Genomic DNA, 16179 nt, shown 5'->3' with positions numbered 1-16179 from the left:
CCTAGACCGCCCGACCCCCGTGGGTCAACATCTTTCGTGACGGTTTTTTGAAGATTCTTCCCGATCCCGAGCTAAGCCGTTGTTTTTCAACAAAATCGACCGCGAAGTTTTTCGCGACCATTCCGCCACGGAGGATGAATTGGGACGAAATCACGGGCAAACCGGCAGCACCAGCGCCACCGAAAGGCCGCTTTGAGGGGCCTTTTCAGCCCTCACGGTGCCTCCACAGGCCTCGATTCCCGACCGGACGATGGCCAAACCGAGCCCTACACCCCCGGATTCACGCGTCCGGGCCGCATCAGGACGGTAAAAGGGCTCGAAGAGACGCGGCAGATCGGCCGGATCGACGCCCGGACCATTATCAGAGAGCCGGAGTTCCACCTGCTCCCCATGGCGGGTGGCCGAGATCGTGATTTCACACTCATCCCCGCCGTGGCGCGCGGCATTGCGGAGGATATTGGCCACGGCGCGGGCGAAGAGGCTGCGGTCGGCCATGACGGCAAGGCCCTCCGGTATATATAGGTGCGCCTTTTGACCGGGGCACTCCCGTGAAAGCGCGAGCTGGATTACGGGAGCGAGCTCCACCGGTTCCAGACGCACCGATCCGGGAGCGGTGGTTGCTTTGGTGAAAGCGAGCACTTCCGAGACGAGCTGGGAAAGCTCGCTCACGTCTTCCTCGATGGACTCCAGCCGTGCCTGCTGCTCGGGCGTCATCCCGTATTCCAGCACTCCCAAGCCGGTGCGGATGCGGGCCAGCGGCGAGCACAGCTCATGCGCCACGTCTCCGAGGAAGCGCTTTTGCCCGCGTACCAGACGATCAAGACGCGCGGCCATCGACTCGATGGAGTCGCCGAGGCTGCCGAGTTCATCGGACCGCGAGATCCCCACCCGCGCGTCAAACTTCCCATCCGCGATCGCCTCTGTGGTCCCGGAAAGCCGCGAGAGGTAGCGCGTGATGCCGATGAAGACCGGCGCCCAGAGGACGAGGCTCAGCGCGAGCACGGTGAGACCGCCGATGACCCATGGCTTCAGGTCGAAGAATAGCCCGCCGCCGGTGATGTCCTTGGCACGGATCACCAGCAGCGCGTGCAGCGGCTGGCCTGGTCGCAGTTCAGAAAGCGGCAAATCGATGCCCGCCCAATAGCCCGCGCCGCCATCGCCGCGCATCAGGAAGTCGGGACGGGCCCGCGGCCTTTCCCTGCCGCCCGCCAATTCGGCGCGATCCTGCCGGTCGAGCGGCGGTCCGCCCCTGCCTCCCGGTGGACCGTCTTCAAACAATGCATCCTCAGGCGGACCGAATTGATCCCCCGGACGACCGCCGCCGGGCGGTCGGCCTTCCGGACCACCGCGAGGGGGACGCTGGGCGGGAGGCCGGCGGAATTCACCGATGCGGCGATCCACATTCGCAGGCAGGCTTTCCGGAGGCCGTCCCAGCCACGCGCCGGGGGCGATCTGCAGCGACAAGCCGACGCCGAGCGTGGATTCGTGGCTTTGCAGGATCTCCGGCCAGCTCGAACGCGGGGCCGCACGGAGGTCTCCCGCGATTTCCTCGCCGAGATTCTTCAGCCGCTCACCGGCGGTGCCGCTCAGCAGGGAATCGAGGCCGAGCCGGAGCTGCCACGCGATGAAGATGAAGAAGGCGGCGGCGAGCACGCCGAGATGGACGCAGAGCCAGAGCAGCATCTTCGCCATAAGGGGGAAGCGGACGCGTCGCTTCATGGGGCGGCCTCCTCCAGCTTGTAGCCCACGCCGCGGATCGTGCGGATGAAGCGCGGTTGCTTCGCATCGTCCCCGAGCTTGCGCCGGAGTTGCGAGACGTGGACATCGATCGAGCGATCGAAGACGTCGAAGCGCCGGTCGGACACTTCTTCCAAAAGCGACTCGCGCGTTTTCACGCGGCCCTTCGCCTTCAGCAGCGAGGCGAGTATGGCGAATTCCAGCGCGGTGAGGTCCAGCGCCTCGCCAGCCAGCGTGGCCTGATGGCGCTCCTCATTCACGAGGAGATCGCCACATACTAGATCCTTCGTACTAGGTGTGCCGTTCACACCGATGACGCTGCGCCGCGTGACGGCGCGGAGCCGGGCGAGCAGCTCGCGGCTGGAAAAGGTCTTCGGCAAATAATCGTCCGCGCCGAGTTCCAGCCCCACGATGCGATCGGCTTCCTCGCCCATGGCGGTGAGCATGAGGACGGGGACGGTGGAGGATTTCCTCAGCTCGCGCAGCACCTCGAAGCCATCCATGCCGGGCATCATCACGTCGAGCAGCACGGCCTCGTACTTTCCGGCACGCGCGGCCTCCAGCCCCTCGGGGCCGCTGTGGCGCATGTCCACCTGCCAGCCATGGGGCAGCAGGTAGTCGCGGATCAGTCCGCAGAGCTTGCGATCGTCATCAACCACCAGCAAGGGCCGGGCAGGCGGAGCGGGAGTCATCGTGCGGAGCATGCGCCAATCCGGGCCGGGCAGGCCATCGATTTTACGAGCGCTTAACAAAGCACGGCGTGTCCCCGGAAAATCGCCCGGCGGACGGCGGATTCGCGGGATCGGGCAACTTTTACACGATTTCTCCGCGATCCACACATGAGCTTAACAAACCGGCGGTTTCCTCGGTGGCGTGAGACGGTTCTCCGCCGCGAAACAAAAGCACGAACGAATCCACCGAACATGAAGACTACGATCACGATCGCCGCGGCCCTGCTGGCCACCCTTGCTTGCAATGCCCAGGACGAGCGCCAGGGACCGCCACAGGGAGGTCGCCCGCCCCACCCGCCCCAGCCCATCTTCGAGGCGCTGAATACGGATGGCGACGACAAGCTCTCCGCCGAGGAAATCAAGGCGGCCTCCGAATCGCTGCTCACGCTCGATGCCGATGGCGACGGTGCCCTCTCGAAAGACGAGCTGCGGCCCAAGCCACCCGAAGGAGCCCCGGAAGGAGCTGGCGCTCCCCCTCCGCTGGAAGAGAAGGGTGATGGCCAAGGTCACGGCAAGCCACCCCGCCATCCTCGCGGCCCCGGCTCCCCGCTCGTGGCAGCGCTCGACACCGACCGGGACGGAGAAATTTCCGCCGAGGAGATCGCTGCGGCCTCCGAATCACTCGCGACCCTCGACAAGAACGAGGACGGCGAACTGACGCCGCAGGAGCTCCACCCGCGCCCGCCGCATCCTCCACGCGAGGCAGGCGATGAGGATGGCGAGCAAGGCCCGCCGCCGCAGGGCGAAGGCCGCCGCTCCGGACCGGGCGGAGGTCGCCCGCCGCGCGGACGCTGAACGAAGACCTTTTCCCCGGAGAAAAAGAGAGCGGGGCGGAGACCGGATCACCGGTCACCGCCCCGCGACCATTTTGATCATCAAGACTTACTTGGAAGGCTCGAAGGCCTTTGCTTCCGGAAGCCGCTTGGCGATGGCCTGAAGCGCTACGCCCGCCGGTTGCGCAGGAGTCTCCGGAGCCTGCCACGCGAGCACGAAGATGCGGTCGTCCTTCCGCGGGCCGAGCACGGTGCGGGAGAGCTGCTGCCAACCGACACCCGACGCCGCAGCGACAACCATGGGCACCTGGCCCTTTGCATTCACCGGGAGGGCGACCTTTCCCATGAAGCCGGAAGCGATCTTGTACGGCACATCGCCGCGGTGAATGGCAAGTTCGCGGCCGGAGAGATTGATCACCACGGCTTCGTTGCCCTTCACCGTCGCGGGCGAGACGTCGATCACCTTCACCTGCGGATTGGTCCACAGCTTGGCGTCGGGATCTTTCCAAACGACAGCCACGAGATGCGTGGCACCGGCAGGAACGGGGAAGTTGCCGATCGTCTTGAGGCTCGGTCCCTTCTTCGGATCGTGCACGGCATCACCCGTGGGATTCGGTGGCTCCTCATAAGAAAGCGTCATTTCCACCCGGCGCGGGACGGCGGTGGGAGGTGCCACCTGATTGTGGGCGCCGGTGAGGCGGATCGAGCCTTTCTCCGTGGCGATGTGATAAACCACCGGCGGATACTCCATCGGATCGCGGTAGCGCTCGCGCGGCATGCCATCCTTGTCGATGTAGATGATCGGCGGCGAGACCCAGCCGATGGGCACCACGGAGATCTGGACGGGCTTTGCCTTGATCTCGGCCTCACTGAGCTGCGGCAGCGTCTTCTTGTCCGCCTCCGGAACCGGGATGCTGCTCAGGTCGAGATTTCCCCCGGGAATGCCCTTGTCACCGCCACCTGGATCAGGCGGCGGCGGTGGAGGCGGCTGCTGCGCATGGAGCACGGCAGTCAGGATGAATGGAATCAGCAGTCGGAGTTTCATGACGGCAGGTCTCGGTCAGACTTCGGTCGGGGCGAGCCAGCGGAAGGAGACGACGGTGAAACGGCGTCCGAATCTCTGGCTGGCTTCGGAAATGGCGGTATTGGCCGCACCGGCGGCGGTGAAAGCAGGCTGCTCGGGGGCATCGGCAGGGTCCACGTAGTCCGGCAGGCGCTGGACCTCGGCCTCGCACCAGACGCGCGCCTCCACCTTCTGGCCGTCGGGCGTGCGTGCCTCGCCATAGGCGCGGACGACGAAGGTATCGCCACGGGCGACGAGGAAGGAACCGAGCGACTGGAGCAGGTCGCCCTGCTGGAGGTAGGTCGGCATCCCCGCCCCCTTTGACTCGCGCATGTGATCGATGGAGGCCCAGTCGGCGGAATTCGAACCGACCTCATACTGCCCCTTGCCGAAGCCCGTCGATGAAGGCGTGAGGTCGCCGCCGTGAAGGCCGTCATTCAGGCCCGCGCGCTCGATCGCCTGCTGCAGTGCGCCCTCCATGCCCGTCTCGGCATCGGCGGAGCTGGCGGTGACCAGACGGCGATTGATGAAATCGGAGACCGAGAGGAAAGGGCCGCGAAGCTTCACCTCCTCCACCACGGCATCGGCAAGCGCGGTGATCTGCTCGTCATCCAGGCTGCGGAAGCCCTTCCAAGCCTCCGGATCATAGGGGTCGGACGGCTTGTGCTCGCTGGATGCCGGATTCAGGAAGCGCGGGAAGGCGGAGCCCGGCGAGTTGAATGAAGAATCGCGCATTGAGGCGAAGAGCGCGCGCCATGCTCCCGGCTCGGTGGAGTTCACATTGAAGGCACCGCCGAGGAGGAGCTGCGAGCTCGCCTGGTAGAAATCATCGAGCCGCGCGGTATCCACGGTGCCGGACGCCGGATACAGCCTCAGGTTCGGCAGCGGGCTATCCACGGCATCGCGGCTGAATTGGTCCTTCTCCACCTTCGTCGCGCCGCTGAGGAAGTAGCGGTCCCACAACTCGTGGTTCGTCTCGTAGGAAAGGTCATAGACCACCTCGTCGCGGCTGCGGTCCTGCTTCATCCACGCCGGCAGCCACTGTATCTGGCTGGACCATGCCGCGGTCATCTGCGTGGCGGTGTCGCCGGACTTCTCGCGGGTCTTCTGGTTCGGCGGTACCCACGAACCACCGATCGCATACGTGGGGTGCCAGACGAAGGGCGTGAGCTGGGCGTGCTGGAAGCGACCGAGGGAAACGATGCGCTCGTCCGCGGTTGGGATGTCGTAGAGAGGATAGACGTGGTCGGGCCGGGAATTCGCCCCGCCGAAGAAGGGATTCCCACGGAAGCCATTCTTCCCGCTGTGCGAGGCGCGTTCCGGCGAGAGCGAGGGCAGGCCCTGCTGGCTGTCCACCGCATACGGACCCCAGATGTACCAGTGGTGGTCCTCGCCATTGTCGGTGCCCGCGTCGAAGGGACTCCGGTGGCAGAAGGCGGCGCGCAGGTTGTAGTCCGCGGTCACCGAGGCCTGCCAGAAGCGGTCGGCGGAGCGGCCCGCGTAATTGTAGGGATTCTTCTCCACCCACCACTTGTAGCGGAAGCCATAGCAGCCGCGTGCCCATGGCTCCATCTCGGAGGTCCCTTCGTAATCATGGATCGGCTCCACGCCTCCGACGCGCCACCGGCCGTTGTTGTAGCGGCCTTCGTGGCTGCGCTTCCAGTTGTCCGTGTCCACCAGTTGGAGCAGCGGCAGGCGCATCCGCGCGGTGTGGTTCGATCCTGCACCGAGATGCAGGCTGACCTTCAGTCCATTGTCGGGATTTCCTTCCCACCAGTCCATCATGTCCACCCAGTAGTAGGCTCCGCGGTTGTGATTCGCGTAGAGCGGCAGGTCGGAAGCGCTCACCCCCTTGTCGGAGAGCTGGGTGATGGTGAGGTAGAAATTCGTGAGCTGCTGGGGATCGACCGAGGCACTGAGCACGTTCGACCCGGACGTCCGCAGCGCCATCGGGACGGCACGGCCTCCGATGGCATTGCCCGCCACCTTGGGCGAGAATACGAGGGCCTCGCCGGGCTCGAAGGCGGTGGCTTCCAGCGTGAAGCTCATCCGGTTGTCCTTGTTACTCCGGGTGTCGTAGGCGGTATCGACCACATCGATGGTGGTCTGCTGTCGCTTCTCCACGACGAAGGAGTCATTGATCGCTAGGTTGAAATCGACGGTGTAGGTCGCGGATGCCAGCGGGACATTGTAGGGATTCCAAAGCACCACGCGCGGGTAAAGATGTACCGTGAGGTAGCCGCGGACGTAGGCGAGGCGCGTGTAGATCTCCGCCACGGCCATCACCGGATGGATCGGCTGGTCGGTGAACTGGCTCATCCGTGGCAGCGAGGCGAACTTGTCCTGGCGCGTGGACACCGCCGCGGCGGCAGGGGCGATGCCGCTCCCGCTGTTCTTCGTGGCGAGATTCGCGAAGGCGCGCAGCGAGCCAAACTTCGGCCCGTGGATCTTCCGCCGTGCCCCTCCGAGCATGGAAGTCGCATCCGTCACCGCGGGAAGCAGGTCTCCCCTCGCCGTGACGCTGCCCTGCTCGAAATACGCGCTGAGGTCCGCCTTCAGCCCTCCCCGCAAGGTATCCGCCAGCACCGCCGAAGCGCGGGCACCCGTGGCGTGGAAGTGCTGCTCCCAAGCCTTCGGCCCCGTCGAGCCGAGCAGGCTGGCCTGACGATGGTCGATCACCTTCGAGAGTTCCTCATCCTTCGCGCCGTCCACGGCGGAGAGCTGGTCCAGCGCGCCGATGCCGTAGCGGACGGGCAGGAAGCGCCGCTCATCGGTCGCCTTCACCGAGACCGGATTGACGCTCGCCTTCATCGACTCGTCGGAAATCCAGAACGCGTAGGCACCCGCGTCATCCTTGCCCTGGACCCGCACCAGTGGTGCTTTCACTTGGTCCGCGACATTCGCCACGCTCCCCTGGCCCACCAGCGTGGCGAGTTCGCCGCCCGGATTGCCCGGCGTCGCATTGTCGCCGCTGACCAGCCAGCCTTCGAAGCCATCGTCCCCTCCCGAGCTGCTGCGGGTGTCGATGAGCACCGACTCGCGCTCGTCCCAGCGGATCGCCGGTACGTCGGCACCGGCCTGCTTGCGCGTGCTGCGCCAGACGCCGACCCAGCGGTTGTTGTCGCCGGTATTCTTGAGATCGGCGCGGGCGGTGACCCGTTGATCTGGGCCGGCGGTTTCCTGCAGGCGGGCGATCGCCATGGAGAGCGCGAGGCGGGCATTTGCCCGGGCCCGGGTCTGGGCGGTATCGTGATTGCTGCGGCGGAGTTCGACGGTCGAGAGACTGAGCAACCCCACGGCGAGCAGGGTGACGACCATCATCAGCATCAGGCACACGACCAACGCGAATCCACGGGATCGGCTGGAAAAAAGTGCGCTCGGAATGCGGCGGCGACTGGGACGGTTTTTGCGCATTTCAGTGTGATGTAGGCGTAAGCTATCACCGCAGCTTCTACGCCACATCACTTTTAAACTGATAATTTGCGAATTAATACCTCCATTTTAGGTAGAACCGCTGACATCCATCACGTTGTAACTACTCAGGAGGCACAAAAAACCCGCCTCGACCAAAAGGCCGGGCGGGTTTCATGACTAAAACTGCTTAAAAATGCCGAATTACCACGACTTCACTTCATCGTTGTCGCCGAACTTCTTGTCCGGGCCCCAGCTCCAGACGACGAAGCGCTTCTGGCGCACGATCTTCCCTTGAGTCACAGGGTCGGAGATTTCGTCATCGAAGTCGTCGTCGAATTTGATGCGGAGGGGCTCACCCCAAGCATCATAGAGGCCTTGGACTTTGTTGCCGTTGCTGTAGATCAGACCGCCCTTGGCCTTGGTCTTGCCAACCTTCGTGTTCAGGTAGGAAATCTGCTTCGGATTCTGCATCTCGGAGCTGCTCTCCTCCTTGCCCAGCAGGATAGTGATGAGGTCGGCACCGGCTTGGCCTTCCGTGGTCATCTCGTCACCGGAAGATCCCACACTCGGCATGCGGTTGTAGTCGGAATAGAAGGCATCCATCGCTTGCGACAGGGCCGTGATCGTGGCCTGTGTCTCGACGGTCTTTTGCCTCTTGGTGACGGTGCCGATGACACCGAAGCTCATCGCGGCCAGCACGATGATGATCGAGATGACGACGAGCAGTTCGACGAGGGTGAAGCCGCGCGAAAGGCGGCGATGTGGACGGGTTTTCATAGGGACTGATACGTTAATTGCAGGTTCGGAGATAAAGAGCGGTTTCGGGGCGCGGTGGCAATCCTGCGTTTTCCCCGGGCATGCTGCCGTCAAATTACCCCACGCCCTAGCGCTGCCAAGCGCTTTTCCCTTTTCGGGTTCGCGGATTGCCAGAGTGCCCGACAGCGGCCATCCTCCGGCATCATGGATCGAAAAGAACTGCGGAGCGCGTTGCTCCGCCTGATGGGCGGCAAAGGTTACCGCCCGATGAACAAGTCGGAATTTTCCCGCGACCTCTCCCTTTCCTCGAACGACCGCCCCCTCCTCCGCACCGAACTCGCGGAAATGCTCCGCGCGGGCCTGATCGCCGAAGGCCGCAAGTGCCGCTACGAACTCCCGAAGGCCGCAGGGCACGACAAGCTGCGCGGCACCATCAAGTTCCTGCCCCGCGGCCACGCGTGGTTCTACCCGGACGCCGCCGATCCGGACAATCTCGCCACCGGCATCGACCTGAAGGCGCACTCGCGCATCCACATCCCGCGCCGCGACACCGGCACCGCCCTGGAGGGCGACCGGGTGGTGGTGACCTTCCACCTGCCGAAGCCCGCACCATGGAAGCAGCGCGGCCGCAAGCCGGTGGTACCCGAGGAAGAGCCCGATGCCCGCGGCAAGGTGGACAAGGTGCTCGAGCGCCGCAGCGGTCGCATCGTCGGCATTTTCCGCCGGAAGGCGAAATTCCTCTGGGTGGAGACGGACGACCCCGCGCTCTCCGGCCAGATCGACATCTTCGGCGACACGACCGCCGAGGCCGGGCAGCTCGTGGTGGTGGATCTGGACCAGTGGGAAAAGAACCGCACCCCGCGCGGCCGCATTCTCGAGGTCCTCGGTTGGCCGGGTCAGGCAGGAGTGGACATCGCCGCGGTGATCCATCGCCACGGACTGCGCACCACCTTCCCCGAAGACGTGCTCGCGGAAACCCGCGCCGTGCCGGAAGAAGTGGATCCGAATGAAGTGGCACGTCGCGAGGACTGGCGAGACCGGCTCGTCATCACCATCGACCCCGCCGATGCGAAGGACCACGACGACGCGATCTGGGTGGAGAACCACGACAAGGGATGGACGCTCGCCGTCCACATCGCCGACGTCTCCCACTACGTGAAGCCGCGCACCCCGCTGGACCGCGAGGCATCCGAGCGCGGGAACTCGACCTACCTGGTCGATCGCGTGCTGCCGATGCTGCCGCCCGAGCTTTCCAATGGCATCTGCTCGCTGAAGCCGGGGGTGAACCGCCTGACCAAGTGCGCGGTCATCGAGATCTCGCCGCAGGGCAAGGTGCTGAAGACCCGCTTCTGCGACGCGGTCATCAATAGCCAGTCGAAGCTCTCCTACGAGCAGGCGCAGGCCATCCTCGACGGGAAGCCCGCGCCCGGGGGATCGCCCGCAAATCTGGAGGAGATGGTGAAGGAGTCGTGGCGGATGGCCGCGGTGCTCCGCAAGAAGCGCTTCAAGGACGGCGCGCTGGATCTGGAAATGCCGGAGATCCGCGTGAAGCTCGATGACAAGGGCAAGGCCGTGGAGGTCCATCAGGTGGAGCACACCGCCAGCCACCAACTCATCGAGGAATGCATGTTGCTGGCGAACGAGGCCGTCGCGCACGTCCTGAAGATCCGCAACAAGCCGACGATCTACCGCGTCCACGAGGATCCCGACTTCGGCAAGCTGGCCGAATTCACGGAAACCGCACGCGCCCACGGCTACCAGCCCGGCGACCTGTCGAACCGCGCGCACATCCAGAAGCTGCTGGATGCCTCGAAGGGCCGGCCCGACGAGCACCTCATCAAGCTGGGCCTGCTGAAAAGCCTGAAGCGCGCCGCTTACGCGCCCGATCCGCTCGGGCACTACGGCCTGGCGAAGGCGGACTACTGCCATTTCACCAGTCCGATCCGCCGCTACGCCGACCTCATCGTCCACCGCTCGCTGCAGCCGTATCTCACCAATCCGCCGAAGCACCCGGACAAGGTCGCAGGCCAGGCCGAGCTGGCGGAGTTCTCCCGCCACATCTCCGACACCGAGCGCACCTCCGCCGACGCCGAGAACGAGACGAAGCAGATCAAGATGCTGGAATTCCTCGACGGCTGCACGAAGCAGGATCCGCCGCCGGAATTCGACGGCATGATCACCGACGTCCGCAATGCGGGCCTGCTGGTCGAGGCCACCGGGATCGGCGCGCGCGGCATGGTGAAGCGCGAGGACCTGCCCCGCGGTGACTGGCACTTCGAGCACGCCCAGATGCGCTACGTCTCCCGCGGCGGCCTGCAATTCCAGCTCGGCCAGAAGGTGAAGCTGCAGGTCCAGCGCATCGACTTCCAAGGCAAGTTCATCGACTTCCGCATCGCCGGCGAACCCGCCTCGAAGGTCCACGGCGCGCCGATCAAGTGGGACAGCTCGTCGCCGGTGAAATTCGGAGACAAGCCGAAACCGAAGGCGGAACGGAAACCGAAATTCGAGAAGACCTGGCCGCCGAAAGGTAAGAAGCCGAAGAAGCTGGGCAAAAAGAAGAGGTGATCCATGGCTCGAATCTGGAAAGAGCCCCGGACCGGGCATGCGAACTCGCATTTTGATCTCCACGGATATCAAGGACTCCCGGGTCACGACGTCTCGCGGGACGTCAAGTTGCTTCCGGTCTATACGTACTGCGTGGAGGTCTGTGGCTTTTGTTTCCGATTCGGGAGCGTCGATCAGATTCCGCCGTTCATTGAATACTACTCAATGAAGATCCATCCGAGCTCCCGGCTGCCAGACAGCCACTGGCTGAGGGCGGAACACGATGTCGCCCAGCGATGGTTCGAGCGATTGCCCGGACATCTAAGGAAGGAGTCAAAACGCCTCAGGGTGGTGAAAGCACTGGGAGAAGCATTGGAACAGTTCCAGAAGGAGCAGAACGACGGGAACAACGTATGCTAATGCGCTGACGGACGTCATTCGACTAGCTTAACTCACTCATTTCCAGTCAAAATTCGGCATCCATCACTCTCCGCACCTTCATTCTTACACATTCGTTTGACTTTATTGGACGACTGTTGAATTTTCTCCAGCGTGCAGCGGGAACTGTTTCCGACGAGTCCGAACAAGGGCGAGCAGGCGCGGCGGAAGCTGTTGCTGGCGGCGCTGAAGAAGGTCGGCGAGAAAGGCTACGAGAATGCCTCGGTCCGCGAGATCGCGGATGACGCGGGCCAGAACGTGGCATCGATCGCCTATTACTTCGGCAACAAGGAAAAGCTCTACGCCGCCGTGCTGGAAGGCATCGGCGTCTATCTGGCGGGCATTTTCAGCGGGCTCGCGGAAGAGACGCGGGCGAAGCTCGAAAGCGGCACGCTCGATCCGCAGAGCGCGACGAACGTGATGAAGCAGCTCCTGCGAACCTTGCTCGGCCAACAATTGGAAGGCGGCGAGTTCGACAAGATCCGCCTCGTCATGATCCGAGAGCAATCGTCGCCCAGCGAGAGCTTCGACCTGCTCTACAAGAAGACGCTGAAGCCGCTGCACGAGCTTTTCACCAATGTCCTCGGCGTTGCCACCGGGGAAGATCCCGCCTCCACGATCACCATCCTGCGCGGGCACGCCCTCTTCGGCCAGGTGCTGGCCTTCACCGTCGCGCGCACGACCATCCTGCGCCGCCTCGGCGTGAAGAAGCTCACCCGCGATCACCTCGCGACCATCGGCGACATCATCGACGAACACCTCGACATCATTTGCCCCGGCTTGAAAGGAGCCATCCCATGAAAAAAGCAGTCCCACTCATACTCATCCTCGCCGCCCTCGCCGGGGGTGGCTGGTACTTCTACGGGAAGTATCGTAGCAGCCACGAACCGCTCGTCCTCCAGGGGAATGTCGATATCCGCGGCGTGGATCTCGGCTTCCGCGTCCCCGGCCGCATCGCCGAGGTGCTGAAGGACGAGGGAGACGCCGTGAAGGCCGGCGACCTGCTCGCACGCATCGACCCGGAGCCCTACGAAAACGAACTCGCCCAGGCGAAGGCCTCCGAGACCCAGTCCCGCGCCGCCCTTTCCCAGGCGAAGGCCACGCTCGCCCAAGCGAAGGCCGATGCCGACCTCAAGCGCGCCGGCTACCGCACCGAGGAGATCGAGCAGGCACGCGCCAGCCGCTCCCAGGCCGCGGTGACCATGGACAATGCCCGCCGCGCCTACGACCGGCAGGCCGAGCTGGTGAAGACACGCGGCGTCTCGCGCCAGAATTTCGAAAACGCCGAGGCCGCCTTCCATGAAGCCGAGCAGCGACTGAAGCTCGCCGAGGCAAACCTGCGCCAGCTTGAAAGCGGCTTCCGCACCGAGGAAGTCGCCGCCGCCGAAGCCGCCGTGGGTGCCGCGGAGGCAGGAGTCGGCTCGGCCGAGGCCGCCGTCGCCCAGGCAGAAGCCGCGGTGAAGACCGCCGCCATCCGCCTCGGCGATACCGAGCTGAAAAGCCCGTCCGACGGGATCGTCATCACCCGCGCCCTCGAGCCCGGGGCGATCGTCCAGGCCGGACCCACCGTGCTCTCGCTCTCGCTGGAGGATCCCGTGTGGGTGCGCGCCTACGTTCACGAGCCCGAGCTGGGCAAGTTCCCGCCGGGGACGAAGGTCAGCCTGGTCACCGATGGCCAGCCCGACCACACCTTCCACGGCACGGTGGGCTTCGTCTCCCCGCGCGCCGAGTTCACGCCGAAGAGCGTCGAGACCAAGGAACTCCGCACCTCGCTGGTCTATCGACTGCGCGTGGTGGTGGATGACTCGGACGGCTCGCTGCGGCAGGGCATGCCCGTCACCGTCTCGCTGGCCCCGCACCCCGCGGAGTGATGTCCGAGGTCGTCGTCCATTTCCACGAGCTGACCAAGTCCTTCAAGGGCATGAAAAGCCCGGCGCTCGATGCCGTCTCGGGTGACATCCGCACCGGCGTGATCACCGGCCTCGCGGGTCCCGATGGCGCGGGCAAGACGACGCTGCTGCGCCTCATCGCCGGACTGCTGGAGGCCGATTCCGGCACCGTGGCCACGCTCGGACGCGACCCGATCCACGATGCCGCCGCCATCCGCGGCGAGGTGGGCTACATGCCGCAGAAATTCGGCCTCTACGAAGACCTCACCGTCATCGAGAACCTGAAGCTGCACGCTGACCTCCGCCACGTGACCGGCGAGGAGCGCGAGGAATCTTTCGAGCGGCTGCTGACCTTCACCGATCTCAAGCGCTTCACCGGCCGCTTCGCGGGAAAGCTCTCCGGCGGCATGAAGCAGAAGCTCGGGCTGGCCTGTGCGCTGTTAGGCAAGCCGAAGCTCCTCCTGCTCGATGAGCCGGGCGTGGGCGTCGATCCTATTTCACGCCGCGAACTCTGGGGCATGGTGGAGGATCTCGTGGACCAAGGCATCGCCGTGGTATGGAGCACTGCCTACCTCGATGAAGCGGAGCTGTGCGGCACCACCCTCGTGCTGAATGAAGGCAAGCTCCTCTTCGCAGGCACCCCGGCGGAAATTGCCGCGCCGCTCGAAGGCCGCTGCTTCCAGCTCCGCGAGCCCGGCCCGCACAAGCGCCGCCTGCTCACGCGCGCCCTTTCCCGCCCGGAGGTCACGGACGGCACCATCCAGGGCCACAGCCTGCGGCTCACGCTGAAGGAGGGGACGCGGCCCTTCGACCCCGTGGAGATCAAGGCGGACGCGGCGGCAACATGGGTGCCGGTGAAGCCGCGCTTCGAGGATGCCTTCATCGACCTGCTGGGCGGCGGGCCATCCGGCGAGTCCGACTTGGCCAAGCGCACGAAGGAGATCCCCAAAGACGGCAGCACCGTCATCGAGGCCGAGCACCTGACGAAGCAATTCGGCGACTTCAAGGCGACCGACGATGTCACCTTCTCCGTCACGCGCGGCGAGATCTACGGGCTGCTCGGCCCGAATGGCGCGGGGAAATCCACCACCTTCAAGATGATGTGCGGCCTGCTCACTCCCACCGCCGGCACGGCGAAGGTGGTGGACATGGACCTCCGGCGCAGCGCCAGCGCTGCCCGCCAGCGCCTCGGCTACATGGCGCAGAAATTCTCCCTCTACGACCACCTCACCGTCCGGCAAAACCTCGCCTTCTTCTCGGGCATCTACGGCGTCTCGGGAAAGCGGCAGCGCGAGCGCATCGGCGAGATGGCGGAGATCTTCCACCTCGGCCCTTTCCTGAATGCGAAGACGCATTCGCTCTCGCTCGGCTACAAGCAGCGGCTGGCGCTCGCCTGCTCGGTGATGCACGAGCCGGACATCCTCTTCCTCGACGAGCCGACTTCGGGCGTCGATCCCGTGACGCGCCGCGAATTCTGGACGCACATCAACGGCCTCGTCGAACGCGGCGTGACCGTGATGGTCACCACCCACTTCATGGATGAGGCGGAGTACTGCGATCGCATCGGCCTGGTCTTCCGCGGCCAGCTCATCGCGAATGGCACGCCGGACGAGCTGAAGGAAAGCGTGGCCACCGCGGAGAATCCCGACCCGACGATGGAGGATGCCTTCATCGAGCTGGTCACCGGAAAGGAGGATGCCGCCGCATGAAACACCTCTCATTCCGCCGCCTCCGCGCGCTCTGCTGGAAGGAGACGCTCCAGATCTTCCGCGACCCGAGCAGCAATCTCATCGCCTTCGTCCTGCCGCTGCTGCTGATCTTCGTCTTCGGCTTCGGCATCAATCTCGACACGCCGACCCTCCACGTGGGCCTGCTGAAGGAAGGCACCGGCAAGGACGCCGATGGCCTCGCGTCCGCGCTGCGGGGCACACCGTCGATGGTCGTCCGCAGCTTCGAGTCGCGGGATGACATGGAGCTGGCGATGGTGAATTCCGAGATCCGCGGCTTCATGGTCATCCCGTCGGATTTCTCCCGCCGGATGAATCACCCCGGCGACACCGCACCGGTGCAGGTGGTGGCCGATGGCTCGGAGCCGAATACCGCTCAGTTCGTCAGCAACTACTTCGAGGCGATCTGGCAGCACTGGATGCTCCAGCGCACCGAGGACCGCGGGGAGGAAATGGAGCGGGAGGTGGTGCTGGAGCCGCGCTACTGGTACAATCCCTCGGCGAAGAGCCGGAACTTCCTCATCCCCGGCTCCATCACCGTGATCATGACGGTGATCGGCGCGCTGCTCACCTCGCTGGTCGTGGCGCGTGAGTGGGAGCGCGGCACCATGGAGGCTCTGCTCGCCTCCCCCGTCACGCGGGCGGAGCTGCTGCTGAGCAAGATCCTCCCCTACTACGCGCTTGGCATGATCTCGCTGGTCATGTGCGTGGCCACCGCGCGCTGGGTGATGGGCGTGCCCTTCCGCGGGTCCATCCTCGCGCTGCTCATCGTCGGCAGCTTCTTCCTGCTCAGCGTGCTCGGCATCGGCCTCGCGATCTCGACCGGCACGCGGAACCAATTCAATGCCGCGCAGGCCGCTCTGAATGCCGCCTTCCTCCCGGCGATGATGCTTTCCGGCTTCATCTACGAGATCTCCAGCATGCCGACCTTCCTGCGCGGGGTCACGCATCTCATCCCGGCCCGCTACTTCGTCTCCGCCATCCAGACCATCTTCCAGGTCGGCACGCCGTGGCGGGTGCTGCTGCCGGACATCGGCATGCTGATGGTGTCCGCCGCCTTTTTCCTGGGTCTCACGGCGAAGCTGACCCGCCGCCGCATGGAATGAA

At 64.8% G+C, this 16179-nt stretch carries 12 protein-coding genes; 7 read left to right on the top strand and 5 right to left on the bottom strand.

The window, feature by feature from the left end; all coding sequences use genetic code 11:
* Nucleotides 1–150: 150 nt before the first annotated feature.
* Both OKA04_RS22890 and OKA04_RS22885 read right to left on the bottom strand, forming a co-directional pair.
* A complete protein-coding gene (locus OKA04_RS22890) occupies nucleotides 151–1719 on the bottom strand; it encodes a HAMP domain-containing sensor histidine kinase (protein WP_264503554.1) in 1569 nt (522 codons plus the stop codon).
* Nucleotides 1716–2429, bottom strand: a complete 714-nt coding sequence (locus OKA04_RS22885) for a response regulator transcription factor (RefSeq protein WP_264503553.1) — start codon at nucleotides 2427–2429, stop codon at nucleotides 1716–1718. The genes OKA04_RS22890 and OKA04_RS22885 overlap by 4 nt, the downstream gene beginning before the upstream one ends.
* Nucleotides 2430–2660: 231 nt before the next feature.
* Here OKA04_RS22885 and OKA04_RS22880 point away from each other — a divergent pair, with 231 nt between their 5' ends.
* Nucleotides 2661–3263, top strand: a complete 603-nt coding sequence (locus OKA04_RS22880) for an EF-hand domain-containing protein (RefSeq protein WP_264503552.1) — start codon at nucleotides 2661–2663, stop codon at nucleotides 3261–3263.
* Between the two features lie 87 nt (nucleotides 3264–3350).
* Here OKA04_RS22880 and OKA04_RS22875 read toward each other — a convergent pair whose 3' ends face one another.
* The 3 genes from OKA04_RS22875 to OKA04_RS22865 all read right to left on the bottom strand — a co-directional run bounded on the left by OKA04_RS22875 (nucleotide 3351) and on the right by OKA04_RS22865 (nucleotide 8495).
* Nucleotides 3351–4286, bottom strand: a complete 936-nt coding sequence (locus OKA04_RS22875; RefSeq protein WP_264503551.1) for a hypothetical protein — start codon at nucleotides 4284–4286, stop codon at nucleotides 3351–3353.
* Nucleotides 4287–4301: 15 nt separating this feature from the next.
* Nucleotides 4302–7640 (bottom strand): hypothetical protein, encoded by a 3339-nt coding sequence (locus tag OKA04_RS22870; RefSeq protein ID WP_264503550.1) that lies wholly within the window; start codon nucleotides 7638–7640, stop codon nucleotides 4302–4304.
* A gap of 279 nt (nucleotides 7641–7919) precedes the next feature.
* Complete coding sequence (locus tag OKA04_RS22865; protein WP_264503549.1) at nucleotides 7920–8495, bottom strand: type II secretion system protein; 576 nt, start codon at nucleotides 8493–8495, stop codon at nucleotides 7920–7922.
* A gap of 183 nt (nucleotides 8496–8678) precedes the next feature.
* Here OKA04_RS22865 and rnr point away from each other — a divergent pair, with 183 nt between their 5' ends.
* The 6 genes from rnr (at nucleotide 8679) to OKA04_RS22835 (ending at nucleotide 16178) form a co-directional block, all read left to right on the top strand.
* Nucleotides 8679–11039, top strand: a complete 2361-nt coding sequence (gene rnr / locus OKA04_RS22860) for a ribonuclease R (RefSeq protein WP_264503548.1) — start codon at nucleotides 8679–8681, stop codon at nucleotides 11037–11039.
* 3 nt (nucleotides 11040–11042) lie between these two features.
* Nucleotides 11043–11438, top strand: a complete 396-nt coding sequence (locus OKA04_RS22855) for a hypothetical protein (protein WP_264503547.1) — start codon at nucleotides 11043–11045, stop codon at nucleotides 11436–11438.
* Between the two features lie 132 nt (nucleotides 11439–11570).
* Entirely contained in the window at nucleotides 11571–12257 is a 687-nt protein-coding gene (locus OKA04_RS22850) for a CerR family C-terminal domain-containing protein (protein ID WP_264503546.1), read from the top strand.
* Complete coding sequence (locus tag OKA04_RS22845; protein ID WP_264503545.1) at nucleotides 12254–13327, top strand: HlyD family secretion protein; 1074 nt, start codon at nucleotides 12254–12256, stop codon at nucleotides 13325–13327. Before OKA04_RS22850 ends, OKA04_RS22845 begins: the two co-directional genes overlap by 4 nt.
* The gene (locus OKA04_RS22840) at nucleotides 13327–15054 is read left to right on the top strand and encodes an ATP-binding cassette domain-containing protein (RefSeq protein ID WP_264503544.1); all 1728 of its coding nucleotides are present in this window, start codon (nucleotides 13327–13329) and stop codon (nucleotides 15052–15054) included. Before OKA04_RS22845 ends, OKA04_RS22840 begins: the two co-directional genes overlap by 1 nt.
* Complete coding sequence (locus OKA04_RS22835) at nucleotides 15051–16178, top strand: ABC transporter permease (protein ID WP_264503543.1); 1128 nt, start codon at nucleotides 15051–15053, stop codon at nucleotides 16176–16178. Before OKA04_RS22840 ends, OKA04_RS22835 begins: the two co-directional genes overlap by 4 nt.
* Nucleotide 16179: the final 1 nt, after the last annotated feature.

Source organism: Luteolibacter flavescens (assembly GCF_025950085.1).
Taxonomy (GTDB): Bacteria; Verrucomicrobiota; Verrucomicrobiia; order Verrucomicrobiales; family Akkermansiaceae; genus Haloferula; species Haloferula flavescens.
Note: the sequence above shows the minus strand (reverse complement) of the source record. Positions and strands in the feature narration are given on the sequence as shown.

Bases quoted from the DNA above. Each gene is read 5' to 3' on its own strand.
- OKA04_RS22890 (WP_264503554.1), bottom strand. From the start codon at position 1,719: ATGAAGCGACGCGTCCGCTTCCCCCTTATGGCGAAGATGCTGCTCTGG.
- OKA04_RS22885 (WP_264503553.1), bottom strand. From the start codon at position 2,429: ATGACTCCCGCTCCGCCTGCCCGGCCCTTGCTGGTGGTTGATGACGAT.
- OKA04_RS22880 (WP_264503552.1), top strand. From the start codon at position 2,661: ATGAAGACTACGATCACGATCGCCGCGGCCCTGCTGGCCACCCTTGCT.
- OKA04_RS22875 (WP_264503551.1), bottom strand. From the start codon at position 4,286: ATGAAACTCCGACTGCTGATTCCATTCATCCTGACTGCCGTGCTCCAT.
- OKA04_RS22865 (WP_264503549.1), bottom strand. From the start codon at position 8,495: ATGAAAACCCGTCCACATCGCCGCCTTTCGCGCGGCTTCACCCTCGTC.
- rnr (WP_264503548.1), top strand. From the start codon at position 8,679: ATGGATCGAAAAGAACTGCGGAGCGCGTTGCTCCGCCTGATGGGCGGC.
- OKA04_RS22855 (WP_264503547.1), top strand. From the start codon at position 11,043: ATGGCTCGAATCTGGAAAGAGCCCCGGACCGGGCATGCGAACTCGCAT.
- OKA04_RS22845 (WP_264503545.1), top strand. From the start codon at position 12,254: ATGAAAAAAGCAGTCCCACTCATACTCATCCTCGCCGCCCTCGCCGGG.
- OKA04_RS22840 (WP_264503544.1), top strand. From the start codon at position 13,327: ATGTCCGAGGTCGTCGTCCATTTCCACGAGCTGACCAAGTCCTTCAAG.
- OKA04_RS22835 (WP_264503543.1), top strand. From the start codon at position 15,051: ATGAAACACCTCTCATTCCGCCGCCTCCGCGCGCTCTGCTGGAAGGAG.